This is a genomic window from Parabacteroides sp. (assembly GCF_977054455.1).
The window spans coordinates 1-21,737 of the sequence record NZ_CDRTCT010000035.1 but is presented as its reverse complement, the minus strand read 5'-3'; the positions used below and the strand labels follow the sequence as shown (position 1 = coordinate 21,737).

At 46.5% G+C, this 21,737-nt stretch carries 14 protein-coding genes and 1 pseudogene; 3 read left to right on the top strand and 12 right to left on the bottom strand.

Translation table 11 applies throughout. From position 1 onward, the window contains the following. Positions 1-56: 56 nt before the first annotated feature. The 4 genes from ACW6QF_RS16130 to ACW6QF_RS16115 all read right to left on the bottom strand — a co-directional run bounded on the left by ACW6QF_RS16130 (position 57) and on the right by ACW6QF_RS16115 (position 4,258). A complete protein-coding gene (locus ACW6QF_RS16130) occupies positions 57-629 on the bottom strand; it encodes a DUF4251 domain-containing protein (protein WP_298549266.1) in 573 nt (190 codons plus the stop codon). 71 nt (positions 630-700) lie between these two features. Beyond that, complete coding sequence (locus ACW6QF_RS16125) at positions 701-2,053, bottom strand: MATE family efflux transporter (RefSeq protein ID WP_456088563.1); 1,353 nt, start codon at positions 2,051-2,053, stop codon at positions 701-703. A gap of 143 nt (positions 2,054-2,196) precedes the next feature. Then, on the bottom strand, positions 2,197-3,216 hold the full coding sequence (locus ACW6QF_RS16120; RefSeq protein WP_298549260.1) for an ABC transporter ATP-binding protein: 1,020 nt from the start codon (positions 3,214-3,216) through the stop codon (positions 2,197-2,199). A 7-nt stretch (positions 3,217-3,223) separates the two neighbouring features. Then, positions 3,224-4,258 (bottom strand): iron chelate uptake ABC transporter family permease subunit, encoded by a 1,035-nt coding sequence (locus ACW6QF_RS16115; protein ID WP_456088562.1) that lies wholly within the window; start codon positions 4,256-4,258, stop codon positions 3,224-3,226. Between the two features lie 81 nt (positions 4,259-4,339). Between ACW6QF_RS16115 and ACW6QF_RS16110 the strand changes: the two genes are divergently transcribed. Continuing rightward, positions 4,340-4,591: a hypothetical protein gene (locus tag ACW6QF_RS16110; RefSeq protein ID WP_298549255.1), complete on the top strand. Its 252-nt coding sequence runs from the start codon at positions 4,340-4,342 to the stop codon at positions 4,589-4,591. Beyond that, positions 4,573-4,938: a type II toxin-antitoxin system RelE/ParE family toxin gene (locus tag ACW6QF_RS16105; protein WP_298549252.1), complete on the top strand. Its 366-nt coding sequence runs from the start codon at positions 4,573-4,575 to the stop codon at positions 4,936-4,938. Before ACW6QF_RS16110 ends, ACW6QF_RS16105 begins: the two co-directional genes overlap by 19 nt. Position 4,939: 1 nt before the next feature. On the opposite strand, the gene ACW6QF_RS16100 is transcribed toward ACW6QF_RS16105, so the two are convergent. Continuing rightward, on the bottom strand, positions 4,940-6,370 hold the full coding sequence (locus ACW6QF_RS16100; protein ID WP_456088561.1) for an MFS transporter: 1,431 nt from the start codon (positions 6,368-6,370) through the stop codon (positions 4,940-4,942). 197 nt (positions 6,371-6,567) lie between these two features. On the opposite strand from ACW6QF_RS16100, the gene ACW6QF_RS16095 reads away from it, so the two are divergent. Then, positions 6,568-10,620, top strand: a complete 4,053-nt coding sequence (locus tag ACW6QF_RS16095) for a hybrid sensor histidine kinase/response regulator transcription factor (RefSeq protein WP_456088560.1) — start codon at positions 6,568-6,570, stop codon at positions 10,618-10,620. Between the two features lie 147 nt (positions 10,621-10,767). Here the strand turns inward: ACW6QF_RS16095 and ACW6QF_RS16090 are convergent, their stop codons facing one another. From ACW6QF_RS16090 to ACW6QF_RS16060, 7 genes and pseudogenes are all read right to left on the bottom strand, one after another. Beyond that, positions 10,768-11,667 (bottom strand): alkaline phosphatase, encoded by a 900-nt coding sequence (locus ACW6QF_RS16090; RefSeq protein ID WP_456088559.1) that lies wholly within the window; start codon positions 11,665-11,667, stop codon positions 10,768-10,770. 19 nt (positions 11,668-11,686) lie between these two features. After that, positions 11,687-11,857 (bottom strand): annotated as a pseudogene (locus tag ACW6QF_RS16085) (beta-glucanase); the annotation flags it as partial. A 14-nt stretch (positions 11,858-11,871) separates the two neighbouring features. Next, the gene (locus ACW6QF_RS16080; protein ID WP_456088558.1) at positions 11,872-13,083 is read right to left on the bottom strand and encodes a glycoside hydrolase family 88 protein; all 1,212 of its coding nucleotides are present in this window, start codon (positions 13,081-13,083) and stop codon (positions 11,872-11,874) included. Positions 13,084-13,093: 10 nt separating this feature from the next. Beyond that, on the bottom strand, positions 13,094-15,022 hold the full coding sequence (locus ACW6QF_RS16075; RefSeq protein WP_456088557.1) for a heparinase II/III family protein: 1,929 nt from the start codon (positions 15,020-15,022) through the stop codon (positions 13,094-13,096). Positions 15,023-15,142: 120 nt separating this feature from the next. After that, a complete protein-coding gene (locus tag ACW6QF_RS16070) occupies positions 15,143-16,579 on the bottom strand; it encodes a sulfatase (protein ID WP_456088556.1) in 1,437 nt (478 codons plus the stop codon). Positions 16,580-16,675: 96 nt separating this feature from the next. Continuing rightward, positions 16,676-18,391, bottom strand: coding sequence for a RagB/SusD family nutrient uptake outer membrane protein (locus ACW6QF_RS16065; protein ID WP_456088555.1), 1,716 nt, complete (start codon positions 18,389-18,391; stop codon positions 16,676-16,678). A gap of 34 nt (positions 18,392-18,425) precedes the next feature. Further along, a complete protein-coding gene (locus ACW6QF_RS16060; protein WP_456088554.1) occupies positions 18,426-21,629 on the bottom strand; it encodes a SusC/RagA family TonB-linked outer membrane protein in 3,204 nt (1,067 codons plus the stop codon). Positions 21,630-21,737: the final 108 nt, after the last annotated feature.

The following is a 21,737-nucleotide window of genomic DNA, read 5'->3' as shown; positions in this document are numbered from 1 at the left end:
AAAAAAGCTGCTTCCCTTTCCGAAAGCAGCTTTTCCTGAACAAAAGAATCTACACCTCAGATGGCGCGTCCCTTAAACACATTGGACTGATCCGAAGGATACAGGTAACCGGTAAACGAAATACGGTTGCTGTTGAAGTTCGGACTCACAGTTGCCGTACATTTGTTCGTGCCTTTCACCATACGGATCGTCACATTGGCGGAGACTGCGACACCTTGTACCATCATACTGAATGTAACATTTCCTTTTTTGTCTGTTTTCATCTCTATATTCGAAGCACTTCCGTCGACCGTGATGCCTCCGATCCCGTTCGGGCCGGCAGCGGCAGTATTGAAAGCCAACTGGATAGTCGCCCGGTCGCCTTTCATGGAAACGAAGTTCGTGCTCGGCGTCACATAGACGAACCGCCCACGCTTAAACTCGACACGTTCGGCTTCCAACACGAAATCTTTCTCTTTCAGTGCTTGTATGCCTTGTTCGAACAAGGCCATCTGTTCGGCTGCCTCGGCAGCTTTCTTGGCTTCTTTTTCTGCTTTCTTTGCGGCCTTCTCGGCAGCTTTATCCTGCTGGGCCATCATTGTCCCTGCACCAAAAAGCAGGACAGCCAGTACTAATAATACTCTTTTCATACTTCTCATTCTTTTAGTTGAAACCTAATCAATCTACTTTCATATAGTAGACAAACAAGATAGTAAAAAGTTCAATCCGAACTTTTACTTTTCATGTTTTTAACATGGTACCATAAAAAGAGCCAGGCAGTTACCGCGGCAACAAAATCAGAGAAGGGAGCGGCATACCAGACCCCGTCCAGCCCCCAAAAGCGGGAGAACAGCAACATCGCCGGTATCAGGAACAAGACTTGGCGGCTTAGACTCAGAAACATGGCCTTCCAGGCAATCCCGATACTCTGGAAAAACTGGCTGATCGAGATCTGCGAACCTACGACCACAAACACCAGCAAGCTGATCCGCAAACCGTTTGCCGTGACATCCAACAGAGCCGGATCGTTCGTAAAGGCACGGGCGATGAGTTTCGGAAACGCCACGCTGAAGAAGCAACCGATCCCCATGATAATGGTCGCGGTTATGATGACCAGGCGCAACGTCTCCTGGACGCGTCCGTATTTCTTTGCCCCGAAGTTGAAACCGACAATCGGCTGCATTCCCTGCGCGATCCCGATAATCAGCATCACCAAAAGCATCCCGACACTGGTGATAATGCCGTTTGCCCCCAATGCCAAGTCTCCCCCGTGTTGTTTGAGCGCATAGTTCTGGATCACCACCACCAGACTTCCCGCCAACTGCATCGCAAAAGGCGAAACGCCGATCGTCAGAATGTTCCAGACCACATGCTTTTCCAACTTGAACGTTCCCCTGCGGAAACGGACAATACTGTCTTTCCGGACAAAATGATTCATCACGAAAAGAGTACAGAGCAGCATCGAGATGATCGTCGCGATGGCAGCCCCTTTAATTCCCATATCCAGCCAGAAAATAAAAACGGGATCGAGCATCACATTCGCTACCGCCCCGATCAGCATCGTGTACATCGCCTTCTTCGGATAACCCGAAGCACGCATGACGGCATTGAAACCAAAGCTGAGCGAAGTCAGGATCGTCCCCGGGACTACGATATCCAGATAGTCCTTCGCATAGGGAATAGTCTGTTCACTTCCTCCGAAAGCGAGCAGCAGGTCTTCCATCCAGATCATGCAGGGGACTACCGTAACGAGCGTTATGATGAACGTCAGGGTCAATGCATTTCCCAACACTTTCTCCGCCATCTCATTCGCCTTTCGTCCCAAATGAATGGAAACACGAGTCGCCGCCCCCGCCCCGACAAGCATACCGAACGCCTGGAGGAACAGCAGGATAGGGAACGTCAGCGTCAGTCCGGCCATCGCCAGCGGACCGACTCCCTGACCGATAAAGATACGGTCGACAATATTATAGAGAGCATTCACCATTGTACCGATCACAGCCGGTATCGCATAATGTACTAATAGGCGGCCGATCTTTTCATGCTCCAGCCGCCACGTTATTTCGTTTGCCATATTCTTTTTTTTCTATACATAAAACGCGTTTCCTTACTTAGAAACTCTTGTTCCCTAATAGGGAAACTCTCGTTCCCCCGGCAAGAAACGACAGTTCCCTGCAAGGGGAACTGCAGTTTCCTACGGGAGGAAACTGTAATATATTATATATCAACACATTCTAATACGCCGATAAAAGACACGAGTTCCGCCACTGTCCGGAGCTTTTCCTGCCTTCCATCGGGGAAAACCGCTATCAGTTCATGCGGGCTCTTGCAAGTGATATTCAACTGCCCTTCCTTTACGGGCGAAGGGCGGTAGCCATTGCGGACCAGGGCATTCCCGACCCAATAAGAAGTCAGGAAGTCGCCTTCCACACCGATGGGCGACGTGGGGGCTTCCGCATTCAGCTTTCCGGTTGCCGGATCGAACACGATTCCTTCCTTGCCGAAAAAAGATTCGAAAGCTCCGCTCATGATCAAGTCTTCGGGAGTCCCGCCAACCATCGGGCGCCCTTTCTCCTGCAGCCAGAGGCAATCCCCCATTTGGATAGCCAAGTCCAGGTCGTGGGTGGAAAGCAGAATCGCTTTCTCTTGCTCGACTGCCAGACGATGCAGCAAAACCATTGTTTCGATACGGCTGGTCACATCCAAGAAGGCGGTCGGTTCGTCCAGCAGGATGATCGGGCACTGTTGGGCGAGCGCTTTGGCAATCATAGCCTTCTGCCGTTCACCGTCGCTCAGTTCCGAAACGTAGTTACTGGCTTTATGAGCGATTCCGGCAGCTTCGAGCGACTGTTCGACGACAAGGCGATCCTGTTTCTTCAGCTGTCCGAAAAAGCCGGTATAAGGATGCCTGCCCAACGCAACCAACTCATAGACGGTGATTCCGCCTGCATTCGTTTTTTCCGTCAGTACAACACCGACAGTCAGGGAAAAGTTCGCCTGCGAATAACCGGAGAGCGGTTTCCCCATCAAACGTATTTCCCCACCGAGCGGAGGCTGGAAACCGCAAAGCGTACGGAGGAGCGTCGACTTGCCAGCGCCGTTCAATCCCAACAAGCAGGTCACCTCGCCCGAAACGAGTTGCAGGTTCAAATCGTCATGGACCACTTTCCGCCTACCGCCTTTCAGCAGGTAACCGATGGAGAGCCCTTTTGTTTCTATTGCAGCAATTTTTGTCATAGATCGATCAATCAAAGTATTGGATGTTCTTCCGGTTCACGATCACATAAATGATGACAGGCGCACCGAGCATCGGGGTCACGGCATTCAGCGGTAAGATGTTATGCGTGCCCGGCAGCACCATCAGCAGATTACACAGCAAGGCGATGCAAGAACCGGTCAGCAGCGTAACGGGAACCAGCATCTTATGGTTGGACGAGCCCAACATCAAACGCGCGACATGCGGAACCGCCAGCCCGATAAAGGAGATCGGACCGCAAAAGGCAGTCGTAGTCGCAGTAAGCAACCCCGTGCACAGGAGGATCAACATGCGTGTCCGCCTGATCCTGATTCCTAAATTGGCGGCATACATTTCTCCTAAGAGCAATGCGTTCAGCGGCTTGATCAAAAGAATGGCCAACAGCAATCCCATACAAGCAAAACCGGCAAAATAGGGCAGCTGTTGCAAGGAAACCCCGGAGAAGTTCCCCAATCCCCACATCACGAATGCATGCACCTTGTCGGTCGACGCATAATAATTCAGAACCGAGATCAACGATGAAGCGAGATAACCGATCATAATACCGATAATCAGCAACATGACGTTATTCTTCACCTTCGCCGAGAAATAAATGATCAATCCCAAAATGCAGGCCGCGCCACCGAAAGCAGCCATGATCACCGCCAGATAGCCGCTGATCGGCAAATCGGCCACCATACTCAGCGAACCGCCGAAATAGAGCATGACCGCGGCGACTCCCAAATTGGCCCCGTCACTGATTCCCAAGATAGAAGGACCGGCAAGCGGGTTCCTGAACAGCGTCTGTAACAACAGTCCGCTGACCGCCAGCGAAGCGCCTGCCAGCAATGCCGTCACCGCCTGGGGAAAACGGCTCTGCAACACGATATTCTGCCATGCAAGCCGCTCTGTCCCTTCTCCCAACAATATGTTCACCACACTTTCAACCGGTATCGAGACGGCACCATACACCAGCCCGCCGGCAAACAGCAGCAACAGGAGAACAAACAAAAGCGGATAAAAAATAAAGGCTTGCTTTTTCATGCCTGCAAAGATAATGCTTTTTTAGTTGTCTGATCCAAGACTTTTGACTACCTTGCAAACCTATTTAAAAACCAAAAGATTATGACATACTTTGAACTCAGAAAGCAAAATCTGATCGAACGTCTGAACGAAATATCGGATGAGAGCCTGCTTGACGATATTGAACAATTGCTCAATGAACGGGAAAAACAGTCCAATCCAAACGATGTTCTCTACTTTTCTCCCGAACTGAAAGAGAGAATAGATAGAGCTATGGAGCAAATGCGCAATGGAGAAGTACATACAGAAGAAGAAATGGAAAAATATTTCGACAAATGGCTAACCACAGACTAAATATCGTTTGGACAGAAAATGCACGCTTAGAAATCAAAGACATTTTTAAGTTTTATAATCAGCGTAACGGAAATAAACATTACAGCAAAAAGTTAAAGGAGGACTTCAAAGAAGCAGCCGGACAAGCGGCCCTCTTTCCTCTTTCCGGCCATGCTACGGAATATCCGCATATACGTTATTTTGTAGTCGTTCCCAACTATTCGCTTTTCTATCATTTCAACGACGAGACCATCACTGTTCTTGTATTATGGGATAACCGCCGCGAACCATCGCGCCTGGCCTACACACTTCGTAATTGCTCTCCGCAATACCTGAACGAACCGGCAGTGCCTTACGGCAAACCTTGAATCAACCGTCGGAACGGGAAGTCACCCTGTCATACACGAATAAGGCAAAAGCCGCTCCGACGCCAATCGCCATCAGGACCATCCAGATTTGCGAAGGATGATAAGCGTTCCACAGGAAATCGGTCAATTCGCGCGGACTCATGCCGGACTGCCTGGCGACCTCATCGAAATAAGCATTATTCGACAACCCTTCCGGGATCAAAAGGCCTTTTCCCGCCACATATTCCCGGACTATCATTACCTTGTCCGACATATGCTGGTAGACCGATCCTGAGATAATACCCGCCAAAACATTTCCTAAAAAGACAGGGATAAAGGAATATCCCATGTACAAAGCCTTCTTGTCAGCCGGAGCGATCCGTCCGATATATTCCGTGATCTTGGGCGATCCCGCCATTTCACCTAAAGAGAAGACCAGAATGGCGACCATCGTAAACAACACATTCTGGAAGGCAAGCGTCAGCGACATTCCGACCGCACAGACCAGAAAGCCGGACATCATGGAGCGTAAGGGCTTCATCTTCATGACAACGCTCGAAACCAGCACCTGGAACAAAATGATGTAAAGCGCATCTATATTCGTCACAAACTCCGGGTCCATAACACCGGGAGCCGGACTGTAGTTATGGCTGATAAAAGGAAAATGAACCTGGAAGAAATCATACAAGACACTCGTATCGACCCATTGTGAGATAAACACCGGCAAGGTAAAAAACAGCTGGTTATACATCGTCCAGAAACCGGCCACAATCAGAAGGAAAATGATGAACTTCACGTCTTTCAAGATACTGCCCATATTCCGGAATATGCCGGCTAACGTCTCGGACAAACGTTCCGTGCTCTTTTCATCCTCCATGCGCCCCGGCTCCTTATAGAACAACAACAGGATAAAATTCAACGAAATAATCCCGGCCGACACATAAAAGATCAAAGACGACGTCCCTTTAAAAAGCAAAGTGACAAGAGGTCCGAAGAAAGCCCCGATATTCACCATCATATAAAAGATGCCGAAACCGATGGAGGCTGTCGCATCCGTTGTCGTCTTGGCAACCGTAGCCGATATGATCGGTTTGAACAACGCCGCTCCCACCGCCAGATACAAGTACATAAGGAAAACGCCCGTAAAAGTAGAGAAACGAGGTAATAACAGGAAAGCCGACACATAGATCAGAAAAGCGAGGAACAGCACCTTCCGGTATCCGTACCGGTCGGCGATCGCGCCGGTCAAGACCGGAAGGAAGTAGAGAATCCCTGTCCCGACTCCCATCAGCCAGCCTTTCTGTTCCTGGGTAAACTCCAGACCTCCGGCATCGGACGAACCGGTCAGGTAGTTCGCAAACAGCATAAAGAAGCCATACCAGGCCCATCTCTCGAACAATTCTATTACATTGGCCACCCAAAACGTACGGGGGAACTTTCCAAAAACACTCATAATCGTATCTGTTTATATCATATTGTCATCAAAACATCCGTAAAGATAAAAACATTTTCACAAAATCGTTCTAACAACGGAATAAATACCGCCTAAATACGAACACAGGGCAGAACATTTAGTACAACATCCTTTAACGGTTAGAAAAATTTCTTTACCTTAGCCCCTCGAACAAACAACTGACAATGTCATATACTATGAGAAGAATCATCTTATCATTCATAATGCTCTTAGGATTCTGTTCCGGCTTATATCCGATCTATTTCAAACATATAGGCATGCAGGAAGGCCTGTCGCAGCTTTCTGTCATGGCCATCTACCAGGATCATTTAGGAAGAATGTGGTTCGGAACGGAAGAAGGCATCAGCATCTACGACGGAGTACAGACCACGGTGTACAAACCGTCCGAATACCACCGCCAGAATGCCAACCCGATAGGCAACCAGACACACTTCATTGCCGGCGACAAAGACGGGAATGTTTTCTTCGACTCCGACAATTCCCTGATCCGCTATGACATCCGGACACAGAAATTCTCCTGCCTGAAGGAATCGAACGTATATACCGTCGCTTCCATCAAAGGAACGATATGGGTGGGAATAGCCGACTCCGTATTCACCTGGAACCCGGATCGGAACGAATTCGATTTCGTCACGAAACTGGAAAGCCGGGATCAACGCGCCACCTGTTTGCTGGAAGATTCCGGCGGCCGGTACTGGATCGGCACGACAGACGGACTCTTCAAAATGAATGACGACAAATCACTCACCTGCATGATCATGGGCGAAGACATTTACGACCTGTATGAAGACTCCAAATATAATCTCTGGATATCCATCCGCATGAACGGCATGTACAAGAGGGACGTGCACGGCAATTTCACCCGCTACCGCTACGATCCCTCCAATCCCAACAACATATCGAGCAACCAGGTCCGGGATTTCGTGGAAGACAACTTCGGGAACATCTGGTTCGGCACCTTCACAGGGCTAAACAAATACAATCCGATCAGCGACCGGTTCGAAGTTTATGCCCGCAACCCTTTGCCCGGCAGCATGGCCCATTCATCCGTATTCCCCGTTTACAAAGACAGGCAAGGCACGATCTGGCTGGGGACTTATTACGGCGGCGTCAATTATTTCAACCCGGAGACAGATATTTTCACGGTCTATGCAGCCAACAACACCCGGAGCGATTGCCTGAATTATCCTTTCGTCGGCAAGATGGTGGAAGACAAGGACAATAACATCTGGATCTGTACCGAAGGCGGCGGACTGAACTTCTTCGACCGGAAAACAAAGAAGTTCACCTACTTCATGGCCGACGAGAACCGCAACTCCATCGCCCATAACAACCTGAAGGCAATAGCCTACAGCCCGGAACGCAACAAACTGTATATCGGGACACATACCGGGGGACTGTCCATCTATGACATCAAAAACAAACGGTTCAAGAACCCCTATTTCGAAGATCCGTCCTACGCCGTAATAGCCGGCGACCGGATCAACCAGATGAGAATCTATAATAACGAATTGATCTGCACCGGACCGAAAGGCATCTTCAAAATGAATTTGGATACAGAAAAAGTATCTCCGTTGTTCAAAAGTGGCAAGTACTACGGGAACACCTGCTTCCTCATCGACTCGAAAGGATACATGTGGCAGGCCTACGGCAAAGGGGTCTGGAAGATCAACCTCGAAAACGAAGAAGACAAGGTGCAATTCCGTTCCGGTGAAAACGGGTTGGGTACATTTCCCATATCCCAAATAATCGAAGACAAGGAGGGACGGATCTTCCTCGGCACCCGTGGCTCCGGCCTGTTCTACTATGACGAGAAAAACAAACGATTTATCGGATATACGACCGAAAACAGCTTTATCGCCAGCGACTATTGCTATGAACTGACGTTGTCGACACTGAACCAATTGGTGATAACAGGCGATAAAGGCATTACCTTCTTCGATCCGGACCAAAACCTGTTCAAGGTCGTGGAGTTAAGCACGGCCTTGCCTCTCTCCGGCATAAACATCGGTTGCGGAATCCTAACCTGCAAAAACGGGGAAATATTCGTCGGCGGCAGCAATGGCATGGCGACTTTCTTCGAACAGCAGTTGTTCAACTCTTCCAAAGATTACCAACTGTATTTTTCGGACTTGTTTATCAACAACGAACAGGTTCTTCCCGGTGACCCCAGCAAAGTATTGACCACCGCACTTCCCTATACCCAGAGAATAGAGCTGGCCTATAACCAGAATAACCTGATTTTCACCTTTACATCGAACAACTATGTCAATACGCTGAAAAAAGCATCTTATGAATACATGCTGGAAGGTTTCGACAAGAAATGGATTCCCAGCAAGGATAACAATATCTTCTATACGAACTTGAACCCCGGGAAATATACGCTTATTGTCAGGGAAATACAATACGACCCGAATCTGGAACACCCCCGTACCATCAAGATGGACATCCATATCCATTCTCCCTGGTATGCCTCCAAATTGGCTTATTTCCTCTACTTCGTATTGATCATCAGCATACTGTACAGTATTTACCGTTTCAAGAAATCGCAATACATGTTGCAAACTTCACTGGAAATGGAACGGAAGGAAAAAGAGGCGATCGAAGAGTTGAACCAGGCAAAGCTGCAGTTCTTCTCCAACATCTCGCATGAGTTCAGGACGCCGTTGACACTGATTATTTCCCAGATAGAAATCTTATTGCAAAGCAGTTCATTGTCTCCTTCCGTATACAACAAACTGCTGAAAGTGTATAAAAACACCTATCATATGCGGAACCTGATCAGCGAGTTGCTCGATTTCCGTAAACTGGAACAAGGACACATGAAGCTGAAAGTGTACGAGCAAGACATCGTCCCGTTCCTGAAAGAAATTTACCTGTCTTTTTATGAATATGCGTCCAGCCGTTCCATCACTTATAACTTCACGGCTCCGCAGGAGAATGTTTCGTGCTGCTTCGATCCGAAGCAAATGCAAAAGGTATTCTATAACCTGCTTTCCAATGCTTTCAAGTACACCAAGCCGAACGCGACCATTGAAATGATTTTGGAGAACAAGGAGGATGAAGTTACCATTAAAGTAATCGACAACGGTATCGGCATCAGCAAGGAGGATATAGATAAGATATTCGACCGCTTCTATCAGGCAGAAAACGGCCTCTCGAACATCGCCAAGACTCCCAGCACAGGGATCGGGCTTTCATTGACCAAAAACATAATCGAGTTGCATCACGGAACGATACAAGTGGAAAGTACGCCGGGCTACGGCAGTATTTTCATTGTCCGCCTCCGGAAAGGCTGCACGCATTTTACCGAAGAAGAACTGGCACGGGAGCAGCAGGAAAAGCAGACGGAAAGCCTGATCCCCGACACGGTCGCCTTTACCGATCATATGGAGGAGTTTTCCGATACGGAACAAAAAGAGATACTGATCGAAGGAGACGATTCACCCCGTACGATCCTGTTGGTCGAAGACAACGAAGAATTGCTCCAGATACTGAGTTCCCTGTTCTCGCCGATCTACCGCGTCCTGCTGGCACGAAACGGCAAAGAGGGATTGGAAAAGGCACGCGAAGAACGGCCGGATATCATCGTGAGCGATGTCATGATGCCGGAAATGTCCGGTACGGAAATGTGCCTGAAGATCAAAAACGATTTTGACGTATGCCACATCCCGGTCGTCCTGCTTACGGCACTCACTTCCGCCGAGCAAAACATCGAAGGGTTGCAGCGGGGTGCCGACGATTATATCAATAAACCGTTCAATGCAAAGGTACTGGTGGCACGCTGCAATAACCTGGTCCGCAACCGTATCATCCTGCAAAAGAAGTTCAGCCGGCAGAAAGATTTCGATGCACAATCGCTGGCAAGCAACCCGATCGACCAGAAATTCCTGGATACAGTCAACTCGATCATCGAAAAGAACCTGGATAATATCGACTTCGACATGAATATGATGGCCCGTGAACTGGGACTCAGCCGGAGTTCCTTATATGCAAAATTCAAAGCGCTGACAGGCATGACTCCGAACGACTTCGTCCTCAGTTGCAAACTGAAACGAGCCGCAACCATGTTGACAAATAACCCGGATTTGCAGATTGCCGACATTTCCGACCAGTTAGGCTTCGGTTCTCCACGTTATTTCACCCGCTGCTTCAAGGCGCAGTTCGAAATTACGCCGGCCGAATACAGAAAGAAGGCCGAGAAAGAGAGAGAAGAAGAGAAAAAATAAACTGTCGTACACAAACAAAAGGGCATTTTCTTATAGAAATGACGAATTGTGCATGCACGACAGCATATTTAATTATAGAAGACTACCGTCGTTAGAGTACGAAAAGACATTTTGTCAGTAATTCATACATTCGTACGGATACGACGCTCATTTAAATACCTGAGTCATCGGGCGGCCGATCCAAACCTGCGGCTGTTTCAGTCCGAAAATATAAGCAATCGTGGAAGCACAGTCGAATTGCATCATGCTTTCCTCGAATTCATAGCCTTTCTTGATTCCCTTGCCGGAGATGATAAAAGGAGTTTCCATTTCTTCCATGGTCTTGCCGCCATGTCCTTTTTTGATACCGCCATGATCGGCAGTAACAATGAAAATCGTTTCATCCAGCATACCGGCATCCTTAACCGCCTGGACAATCTGACCGACATAGCCATCGAGTTCTTTCAGCTTCTCATAATAAGCAGGCGTGTCATGGCCTTCTGCGTGTCCGACATGGTCCGGTTCGTCAAAAACGATATTCACCAAAGCAGGACGTGCGCTCTTGATATATTCGACCGCACATTTGGCAGTGGCCGGATTCTGAGGCTTTTCCGTAATATTTTTATCATAGCTCAAAGCCAACGTATCGACAACGTAACGGATTCCCGCCCATTCGCAGATACAACCGATTTCAGCTTTCGGATCGGATTCGCGAAGCAAACTGAATACGGTCGGGAAAATACCATCTTTATTCAACACGCGGGAAGGAAGTTCCGGCGTCTGAGACCCCCATTCCGTATAGCCGTGAAGCTCCGGTCCGGCGCCCATGTACATGGAAGCCCAGTTCACGGCACTGGAAGACGGAAGGACAGAGCGTTTTTTCAACGTATAAGATCCTTCAGCCATCAGCTTCTTCACATTCGGCATCTCGGCCTTCTCCACGCTATAAGCGCCCCAGCCGTCCAGACCGATCAAAACTACATGTTTGGCTTTCCACTTGGCAGCCATCGAGGCATCGGCAAACAACATCAGAAATACCAACGCAAAAATCAATTTTCCTATTTTCATGCTATTCAAATTAAGTATATCAATCCTTCCTATAATATCGTACCCAGTCCACCTTCATTTCAACCGGCAAGTCCAGCGAATCCACTCCACCGACCCATACACCGCCAAGTTGCATATCGATCAATAAATAGTAAGGCCTATCGAACGGGAACTGCCCTTCCTTATCGGTCTCGATACGCGGATAAGCAAAGTTACGGATATTATTTATAAAATTTCTTTCTCGATATCCCGTTTACGTTTCAGTGCCTCCAGATAGTAGTAATCGGCATAGTTCAACGGCACGTCTATTTCCGAATTATGAGGGATGCTACCTACGGAATGCATCAGCAGGAAGTTCCCGTTCGTACCCAATGCAGCCCGATAAGCCGGAGAAGCAAGAGCAACCATGATGCTGTCGGCATACGTTTTATAGCCGGCTGCATCCGGTACATCCATCGTGCTGATCTCATAAAGGGCGGAAGCGATACAGGAAGCCGTCGAAACGTCACGCGGTTCGTTCGGGATATTCGGAGCTGACATATCCCAGTAAGGAACCAGATCTTCCGGCATATTCTTCAGGTTCTTCATCATATTGAAAGTTTTCAAGGCCTGATCCAGATATTTACGATCTTTGGTTTCACGATAACAGACCGTATAGCCATAAATAGCCCATGCCTGTCCACGGCTCCAGATAGATTCGTCTGCATATCCCTGAGCCGTCTGGCGATGGCGCACTTTGCCGTCCTTGATACTGTAATCGATCACATGGTAGCAACTTCCATCCGGACGGAAATGTTCCTGCATGGTACGGTCGGCATGTGACACCGCAATCTTATAGAAAGAAGAGTCGCCGGACAAACGGGTTGCTTCGAACATCAACTCCAGGTTCATCATATTGTCGATGATAACCGGGCATTCCCACCCCCGTTCGGATTGCCATCCGCGTTCCACATCCCAAGACTGGATGATCCCGGCCGCCGGACGGAAACGGGTAGACAACGACTTGGCTGCCTGCACCATTACATCCTTATAAGAAGGCGTTCCGGACAGACGTAAGCCATTCCCGAAACTGCAATTCACAATAAATCCGATATCATGATGCCAGGTAAGGTTCTTAGCTTCCTCTATGGCTTCCGTATATTTGGCGGCCAATGGCAGCAACGTGCTATCCCCTGTCAGTTCATACAAATACCAGACCGATCCGGGGAAAAAGCCGCTCCTCCAATCCGCATATCCGCAATAGTAAACGGAACTGTCCGTTTTCAGCGTCACCGGGTTCAGGCATTTTCCACTCGCTTCGATCACACCGATTTCATTCCCTATTTGTGCACGGGCAAAATCGATATTCTCGTCGATAAAACTTTTTTCCTCTGTTTTAGGGGCACCCGCACAAGATAGCAGAAATGCCGAAAAAGCAAATGCAATCAAATTTTTCATCGTGTATCAATTATTTTATTGTTGTTATTGTATAAGAATAAGAACCGGAAAGCGGTTGCTTCTTGGCGTTCAACGATACGCGGTAGATCTGTTCGCCCCATACGTTCGACAATCGGGGATCGTCCAGCCTTACCGTCTCGATAGCAGGAACAAAAGCCTCCTTATTATACGTCATCCGAGCTTTCTCGCCGTTCACTTCAACGGTCACGACTCCCGGAACAGAAATATCCACTTTCCCCCAAGTGAGGAAATTGATCTGATTCGGTCGATCCGCCTTGTTCAAAGAGAATGAATCTTCTATTTTCAAAGAATTCTTTCCCAACTGGTACGAACGGACCCACTTCTTTACATTCGCTTCTGCCGGATAAGCTGTCGCAATATTTGCAGAGAAATACATGCGCTTCGGATCGAACCGCACATCCGTAGCCTTATATTCCGAACCGAACTGCTCCGGCACACCATTAATCATAGGCAGGTTATGATAATTGCTCTGCATCGTCCAGATAGAATAGCGTTCGGAACTGAATGTCTGGCGGGTATAAGTCCCGACCCCGGCATCGATAAAGACAGGCGTTGTATTTAAGTAAAGGGAGAAGGTTCCTACATCATTATGATTATGGCTTTCATTATTATAGCCACCTTTCGTTGCCACGAAAAAGCCGTTCTTGTTGGTCATATAGCAAAATTCGGTTTCCGGATACCAGGAATAGCCGGGCGCCTGGTAATCGGCGCTCATTCCTTCCAATTCTTCACGCGAAAGCAAAGTTTGGAACAGGCGGAAAGGATCACCGGAGGGAATACCGTCTTTGCCAAAAAGACTTCTGAGATAAGCGGCATAGCTCATCATGAGCGGACTTCCGACCGCCTTCCCGTATCTGAAAATAAGATCGGCATCGCCTCCTCCTTTGGCAGAAGCATCGGCAAAATTGACCACCCAACCGTTACCCACATAGGAACGGGCAATATATTCACCCATATTTTTAATGATAGGCTGATCGAACAGGGAGATTTTACCACCGGTCCCATCATAAAGCATCTGCAGATAATCGTACATCTTTCCGGCAGCATGTCCCCAGTAGGAAGGCCCTTCTTCACAACCTCCGTCACCATGCGTATAGTTGATGAAATGGTCCACAGAAGTCATTGTCCGGTAAACCGCTTTCGCCAATTTATCCCGGTCATTTTCGAGCAGGAAGAAACATTGCAGCACATTGAAGTTACACCACGGATTCCAGTTATTCACCAATCCGCCGGGTTTCAGGTGGAACGCCATCCACCAGAAATGATCCTCTTTCATATAGGTATCGAGGATACGGACTTGCAATTCATGCCGCAGCCTTTTTGAAATCAAGGGATTTACCTGATCAAAAGAAGGTTTCAGGAAATAATAAATCCAAGACAACTGGGAGGCCAGGTTTCCCGAACCCAAGTCGATCACATGTTCTTCATAACTCGGAAAACATCCTCCGATCTTCTGTAATCCCAAATGGGCCGACAACGCCCAGCTTGTCATTTCACAGCTGACAAAAACGCCATTGATAATCTGGTCGACAAAGCGTCCCTTTCCTTCGGCCATCTCTGCCATAAACAAACTTCCGAGTGCGGAATTGTTCTGTCCAAACGGACTCTCCATAATCGTCCGGCTCCCGCTCCGTCCATATTCCAGATAATCGGTTGCCTTTACAATCTTCCATTCATAATCCAAAAAACTTTCTCCTTTCCGGATATAATCTTCTTTATAATCACCAAGAAATTTATCCCAACCGGCCCGGTCGGAATAATCAGGATAAGGCACCCACTTCTGCCCCATTATCAACGCGGATTTGACCTTCTCAAAATCGGCCTCCTTCTGCAACAAGTCGCGTTTTTCGTACGCGTGCAAGTGTGCGGCTGTCCAAAGCAACAGGCACACGATTGTGATGAATCGTTGTGTTCTCATAGGTATTATTTTTCAATATCACAAAATTATAAGTACCATCTATGGGATACGGACATATTCATCCAATTCATGTGCACTGATTGTCCAAAAGCAAAAATTTAAGGAGTTTCGATCCCGTTTTTATTTTTCATAATTAGCGCCTCTATTCTCCAAAAGCTTTACGCTTAACGATTCTATAATCGCTTTATTTTCCTCTTTTCCTGCCACATTATAATTCTCATCTTCATCATCCGAATGGTTAAACAACATCCGATCTATAATCCGTTCGTCTTTGTCCCTCCATTCCGTATAGAAATACTGATCCTGTATAAAAGTGAAACCGTTTGCCCAGCGGGAAACCCCATACCCTTTCGTTTTCGCTTCCGGTGATTTTAACAGAGGAAGCAGACTGGTCCCTTCCAACTGAGCAGGCCGTTCGATTCCGGCAACATCGCACATGGTCGGATACAAATCGACAAATTCCACAATCTGTTCACAACGGTATGGTGTTTTTATTTCAGGCGAATTGATTATAAGAGCCGAATGCAAACAGGTATTCATAATACTGTGTTTGCACCAAGTGCCATGTTCCCCCAGATTCCACCCATGATCTCCAAACAATACGACAGTCGTATTTTTATCGAGTCCTTCTTCTTTCAGCGCTTCCAACAAACGGCCGATCTGCGCATCCACAAAAGAGACTGAAGCATAGTAACCATGTATCATTAATTTAGCAGTCGCCTCATCCAACGGTCCCTGTTCCGGAATACCGCTATAGGCTCTCAACTCGGACCAATTAGTCAAAGCACGTTCCGGGATATTGTTGCCCGGTTTTAATATATAATTCTCAGGAATCTCAATTTTGGAATGGTCGTACATATCCCAATACTTCTGAGGCACAACAAAAGGCAAATGAGGACGAATGAATCCTACGGCAAGGAAAAAAGGGTTTTCCTGTTTTTTCAGTTTTTTCAAATCCTGTATGCTTTTATCAGCGATTTGCCAATCCAGATAGTTCTTTTCGGGAAAATCCCCGTGCTCATAAAAATACCCGCGACGGCCTTTGCCTGTTTCTTTCTGCTTCTGCATTAAAGCCAAGTTTTCTTCCGAATGGTAGCCCATTGCCGTACCGGGTACGGGAGGCATGACATCATCCCAATATTTCATAGAAGCCTCATCCTGGTGATGATATATCTTTCCGTTTGCAATCGTTGTATATCCGGCGTCTCTAAAACATTTCTGTATGGTAACTGCATCAGGGACATCCACATCTGTACGGGCATTCCAAGCCTGTAACAGATTTTTTGTCGGACGCAATCCGGTTAACAAACTTGCACGTGAAGCCCCGGATACAGCTATATTGCAATATGCCCGGTTAAACAGTACACTTTGTGCCGCCCAGCGGTCAATATTCGGAGACTTGATTTGCTCCTGGCCATAGCAACCCAACTCAGGACGAAGGTCATCGCAAACGATAAACAAAATATTCCTTTTATCAGGATTCGTTTTCTGTTGTGACCAAACATTTATAGAAGCCGTAACGGCCAAGCCTGTCAAAATAAGATTGCGTATATACATAATATTAATATGATATTAGATTATATAAAAAACGAAGTTACTTTCGGAAGGGCCGAACCCTTCACAAAAGTAACTTCTAAAAACCTTAAAAAGCTATTACCAGTTAGGATTTTGTTCTAAAGATTCATTGATTTCGATTTCAGTAGCTGGAATCGGCCACAGATAATCGCGATTCTCACGGAATACACGAGTCAACAGACGTTTACCAGTGATACCATATTCTTCACGATTCAACAAAGTGTGGGATAATTTCCAACGACGCAAATCGCTGTCACGAATACCTTCACCAGCCAATTCATAAGCTCTTTCACGGAAAATACGCTGGAACACTTCATCCTTGCTGTTTGCAGCCAGGTAAGAAGGACCGCTATTCAACAAAGCGATACCGGCACGGGCACGGACTTTATTGATATATTCGACAGCTTTCGGCTGATTCCCAATTTCATTGTAACATTCGGCCAGCAGCAGATAAACGTCCGCCAAACGGATGATCGGGAAGTTGACAGGCGTATGCTCACGGTTCGTAATAGCTCCGTTCCAGTCGCCTTCGGGAACAAATTTTCTCCAGAAATAGGTTTCCCAACCACCTTTATTATTACGCATGAAACCATTATTTTCATTTACTGCCACAACATCCCCTTTTTGGTTCTTTGCAAAGATGAATGTCATCAGACGTTCCTCGTTACGGTTCCACCCCAGATAAGTAGTATAAGGAGCAATAACCGTAGCCATCAAACGCGGGTCGCGCTGATTCCACATCTCCAATACTTTATCCGCTTCAGCCGGTCTGTCCAGAATTTCAGCACCGGCATCATCGACTGTACATCTGAATACTCGTTCACGAACCTGGTTGTCGGTCGTATAACCTGGGAACAATTCGTCCCAATCGAACGGACGACCATCTTTGTATTCATACATATCCACCAGATTGACCGATGGCAACGTATTATTCCAGCAGCTACCGTAAGAATTACGAGTACCGGCATAAAAACACAATGGCATACCGTAGTTATTTCCTGTACCTCCCAGATTGATGATGGAGAAAATCATTTCGGAACTTGTATGGCCGGTCAGGTTGAACAAATCTGCAAAATTACTGTGCAGTTCATGTCCGTTTGTTGACTTTTCAAGATTTTCAATAGCCTTTTCGTAGTTCTTATTATAAAGATACACCTTACCGAGCAAAGCTTGGACAGCAGTCAATGTCACACGTCCATAGTTGGCATCATCCCATTTGTCAGGCAGTCCTGAGTTCAGAGCCTTTTCCAGATCACTGATAATGAACGCCCGTGTTTCTTCTGCTGAACTTCTGGGCTTCATCAGGTTGTTGAAATCCTGTTCCAGATTTGTCGTCTCGTCATACAAAGGAAGCCCTCCGAAATAATCCAACAGATGGAAATAGATCAACGCACGTAAGAAACGGGCTTCTCCCAACATTTTATTTTTTACGTCTTCGGCAATAGGTGCTTCACCAATACTACGGATCGCCAGATTGGCACGCTGGACGGCATTGTAACCGTTCTGCCATTTTCCATTCAAGAAGCCGGTACGCGGCGTACAAGTACCCAATTGGAGGGCTTCATACTGGTCATAACCAACAGCAACATCGGAATTCACGTCGATCATGAACATCTTGCCATACAAGTCGGTATTTTTCAGGGACGCATAAACCCCCATCAAACCAGACTTACATTGATCCTCTGTCTGCCAGAAGGTTGAAGAACTCAACTGGTCGTAAGGAGCCCTGTCTAAATCGTAGCAGCTTGTCAAAGCCAAGAGTGCTGCTAAAAAAGGCATAATATATTTTTTCATCTTATAATTCTGTTTATAAATTCAACAAACATGATTAGAATGTTACATTGACACCGATTACAGCCTGACGCATCGTCGGATATGTAATGCCACTTACTTCCGGATCATATCCTTTCCATTTTGTGAATGTAAAGAAGTTTTCCAAACTACCGTAGATTCTGACTCTATCCATATAAGCGACCTTTGTCCATGCCGAAGGCAATGTATATCCTAACGTAATATTTCGTATTTTCAGATAAGCTTTGCTTGCCACCCAAAAATCGGAATATTGCTCATTACGCGTATCACTATAATCCAACAGACGGGGATATCTTGCATCCGTACGGCCTTCATACCAACGTCCGTCGATAACATCGGCGTTCAACTGATAACCCTGACGGACTGTTGATTTATACAGAGCACTCAGATATACATCTTTTATACCGGCCTGTCCCTGGAGCAGAGCAGAGAAATCGATACCTTTCCAATTGAATCCCAAGTTCATACCGTATGTGAATGTCGGGTTTTTACCATTACCGACAACAACGCGGTCGTCATCATTTACCAAACCGTCACCATTCAAATCCTTATAAAGGATATCACCCTTTTGCGGAGTTCCATATGGGAATACGACTTTACCTTTCACATCCGGATTATCCAGCATGGACTGTACCAGAGCCAAGTCTTCATCTGTCTGGACGATACGATCTATTTCGCGAACATACAACGACCAGATAGGCAGTCCTTCCTTCAACATTCTTGCACCATCATAAGAAGGATCGTCCCCTTTGAACTTATCCACATTGTTTTTGATATAAGTAAAGTTGAATCCGACGTTATAAGAGAAATCTTTACCGACTCTGTCACTCCAGTTTGCAGAGAATTCAAGACCTTTATTGGTTACTTGCGCTGCGTTTTGCTTGGGGATAGTAGCATTACCGTGTACCATCGGGGCAGGAAGGTCGATCAAGATTCCATCCGTCTTCTTGTTAAAGAATTCAATACTTCCGGACAGACGGTTTCCTAAAACGTTATAGTCAAGACCGACGTTTGTAATATAAGTAGTTTCCCATGTTAAAGCAGCATTCGCGATAGCAGTCTGCGACAATCCCATTGCCACGGCACGAGCCAAGACATAGTTCGTTTGTGCATACAAAGATTGCGAAGTATAGTTGCCATCGTTATCACGGTTAGAGCCTAACGTGTTGTTACCCAACGAACCGTATGAAGCACGGATCTTCAAGTTATCCAACCAGCTGATATTTTTCATGAACTCTTCTTCGGAAATACGCCATGCGGCAGAAAAAGACGGGAAATATCCCCAGCGGTTATCATCCAAGAAACGTGAAGAACCATCTGCACGTAAGTTTGCTTCAAACAAGTATTTGTCGTCCCATCCTAAATTCAGACGTCCGAAATAAGAGCGCATAGCCCATTCCGTAATATTACCGGAAGAAGAAGATTCGCCGATTGCACCGTCGATCACACCCAATGAAGGATCGATAAGATCTTTGCGTGTCGCACTGAAATACTGGCGTTTATACTGTTCCTGGCTGGCACCGACCATCAAGTTCGTGCTCAAACGATCATCAAAGAAGTTTCGTTCATACCGCACAGTCGCATCCATAAAGTTTCTGAAAGTCTTTTCATTATAATTATAAATGCTGGTTTGACCTACTCCGTCCGTATATAAAGTATTCGTTTGGAAGTTGTACATCGGGACAAAATTCGGTTTGCTCTCCTTAAACTTATCATAATAATCATAAGTATAAGAACCTTGAATGGTCAAGCCTTTCAATGGCGTCAGAATAGCGTATAAACGAGTTTTCAATGTATTTGTCTGGACATTACCAGTCGTATTTCTCAGACGATTATAAGGGTTGTTCGTTGCATTTTGAGGATCATCTTCCGCATTAGCATTGATACCTAACCGGTTTTGATCATCCAGATAGGCAATACCGGGGTTACCTCCAGTCAAACCATACGTATAAATATCTTTGATATTTTCGCTGACAGGTGTCGTATTTGCAGTATATCCACTTAGGTTAACTCCCAGTTTCAACCAGTCCTTAATTTGAGAATCAATATTCGCACGAAGGCTAAAGCGTTCATAGCCGCAATTTTCAAGGATACCCGGATTGTTCAGATAATTGAAAGAAGTATAATAGGTAATCTTTTCCGAACCGCCGGATGCAGACAGATTGTGTTGATGGGAAACGCCTGTCTCGTAGACATCAAAAATGTCATTGTTCGGGTAAGCCAGATAGTTAGGCATGCCATATTCGTTCAACCCGTTCGGATCTTTCGATTTTTCACGCCATAGATTGATCACATTCTGGGAGAAAGGCGCCGGCTTGTTACTATTTGTCATACCTTCATTCAGGTACTCCATATAGCTTGCATAATCGGAAACCACATCATAAGGCTTATCCAACGTTTGGAAAGACACATAGCCGGTATAATCCAACTTCATTTTACCGGATTTACCGGATTTAGTCGTAATCAAGATAACACCGTTGGCAGCACGGGAACCATAGATTGCAGAAGATGCCGCATCCTTCAAGACACTGACTGTCTCGACATCCTGCGGGCTGACGCTATTCAGGCTGCCTTCCACACCGTCGATAATAACCAGCGGAGAGGAGTTGTTCAATGTACCCTGGCCGCGGACCTTAATATCCGCATCACCATTATTGGACGGGATATTGTTGCTGGACGTGATCTGCACACCGGGAGCAGTACCGGCCAAAGCAGTCGAAATGTTTGTCAACGGACGGCTTTCTGCCATTTCACTGACATTAACGGAAGTAACGGAACCGGACAGATTTACTTTCTTCTGCGTACCATAACCTACAACTACGACTTCTTCCAATGCCTGGGAATCTTCCGCGATCTTAATTGTAAATGTTTTTTGGTTGTTAACGGGGATCTGTTGTTCCTTATATCCTATAAACGAAACAACCAAGATAGAGTTTGGAGCCACTTCCAACGTGAAATTACCGTCCATGTCGGTAATCGTGCCGTTTGTAGTCCCTTTTTCGACAACGTTTGCTCCCGCAATCGGGCCAAACTGATCTTCTACAACACCTTTAACAGTGTATTTGTCCTGTTGTGGCGAAGCGACAACAGGACTTGGTTCTACAGAACCAAATGCATCGGCAGCAGGAGCAGCTGAAACCATCCCGATTGATGCCAAGAACATGGAAGCCCCCAAAAACATCGCTCTCGATACATAAAAGCGTTTAAAATCTTTTGTCATAATAACACCAGATTTGATTAGTAAATTAGATTTATAATTCATATTTCATTAAATTATCGTTTGTGTTTTTTACATGTTCAAAATATTATCATAGTTCTTCAAGAACTA

Coding starts and splice junctions, on each gene's coding strand:
- ACW6QF_RS16115 (WP_456088562.1), bottom strand. CDS start 4,258: ATGAAAAAGCAAGCCTTTATTTTTTATCCGCTTTTGTTTGTTCTCCTG.
- ACW6QF_RS16105 (WP_298549252.1), top strand. CDS start 4,573: ATGGCTAACCACAGACTAAATATCGTTTGGACAGAAAATGCACGCTTA.
- ACW6QF_RS16070 (WP_456088556.1), bottom strand. CDS start 16,579: ATGTATATACGCAATCTTATTTTGACAGGCTTGGCCGTTACGGCTTCT.
- ACW6QF_RS16075 (WP_456088557.1), bottom strand. CDS start 15,022: ATGAGAACACAACGATTCATCACAATCGTGTGCCTGTTGCTTTGGACA.
- ACW6QF_RS16110 (WP_298549255.1), top strand. CDS start 4,340: ATGACATACTTTGAACTCAGAAAGCAAAATCTGATCGAACGTCTGAAC.
- ACW6QF_RS16100 (WP_456088561.1), bottom strand. CDS start 6,370: ATGAGTGTTTTTGGAAAGTTCCCCCGTACGTTTTGGGTGGCCAATGTA.
- ACW6QF_RS16095 (WP_456088560.1), top strand. CDS start 6,568: ATGAGAAGAATCATCTTATCATTCATAATGCTCTTAGGATTCTGTTCC.
- ACW6QF_RS16120 (WP_298549260.1), bottom strand. CDS start 3,216: ATGACAAAAATTGCTGCAATAGAAACAAAAGGGCTCTCCATCGGTTAC.
- ACW6QF_RS16060 (WP_456088554.1), bottom strand. CDS start 21,629: ATGACAAAAGATTTTAAACGCTTTTATGTATCGAGAGCGATGTTTTTG.
- ACW6QF_RS16065 (WP_456088555.1), bottom strand. CDS start 18,391: ATGAAAAAATATATTATGCCTTTTTTAGCAGCACTCTTGGCTTTGACA.
- ACW6QF_RS16080 (WP_456088558.1), bottom strand. CDS start 13,083: ATGAAAAATTTGATTGCATTTGCTTTTTCGGCATTTCTGCTATCTTGT.
- ACW6QF_RS16090 (WP_456088559.1), bottom strand. CDS start 11,667: ATGAAAATAGGAAAATTGATTTTTGCGTTGGTATTTCTGATGTTGTTT.
- ACW6QF_RS16130 (WP_298549266.1), bottom strand. CDS start 629: ATGAAAAGAGTATTATTAGTACTGGCTGTCCTGCTTTTTGGTGCAGGG.
- ACW6QF_RS16125 (WP_456088563.1), bottom strand. CDS start 2,053: ATGGCAAACGAAATAACGTGGCGGCTGGAGCATGAAAAGATCGGCCGC.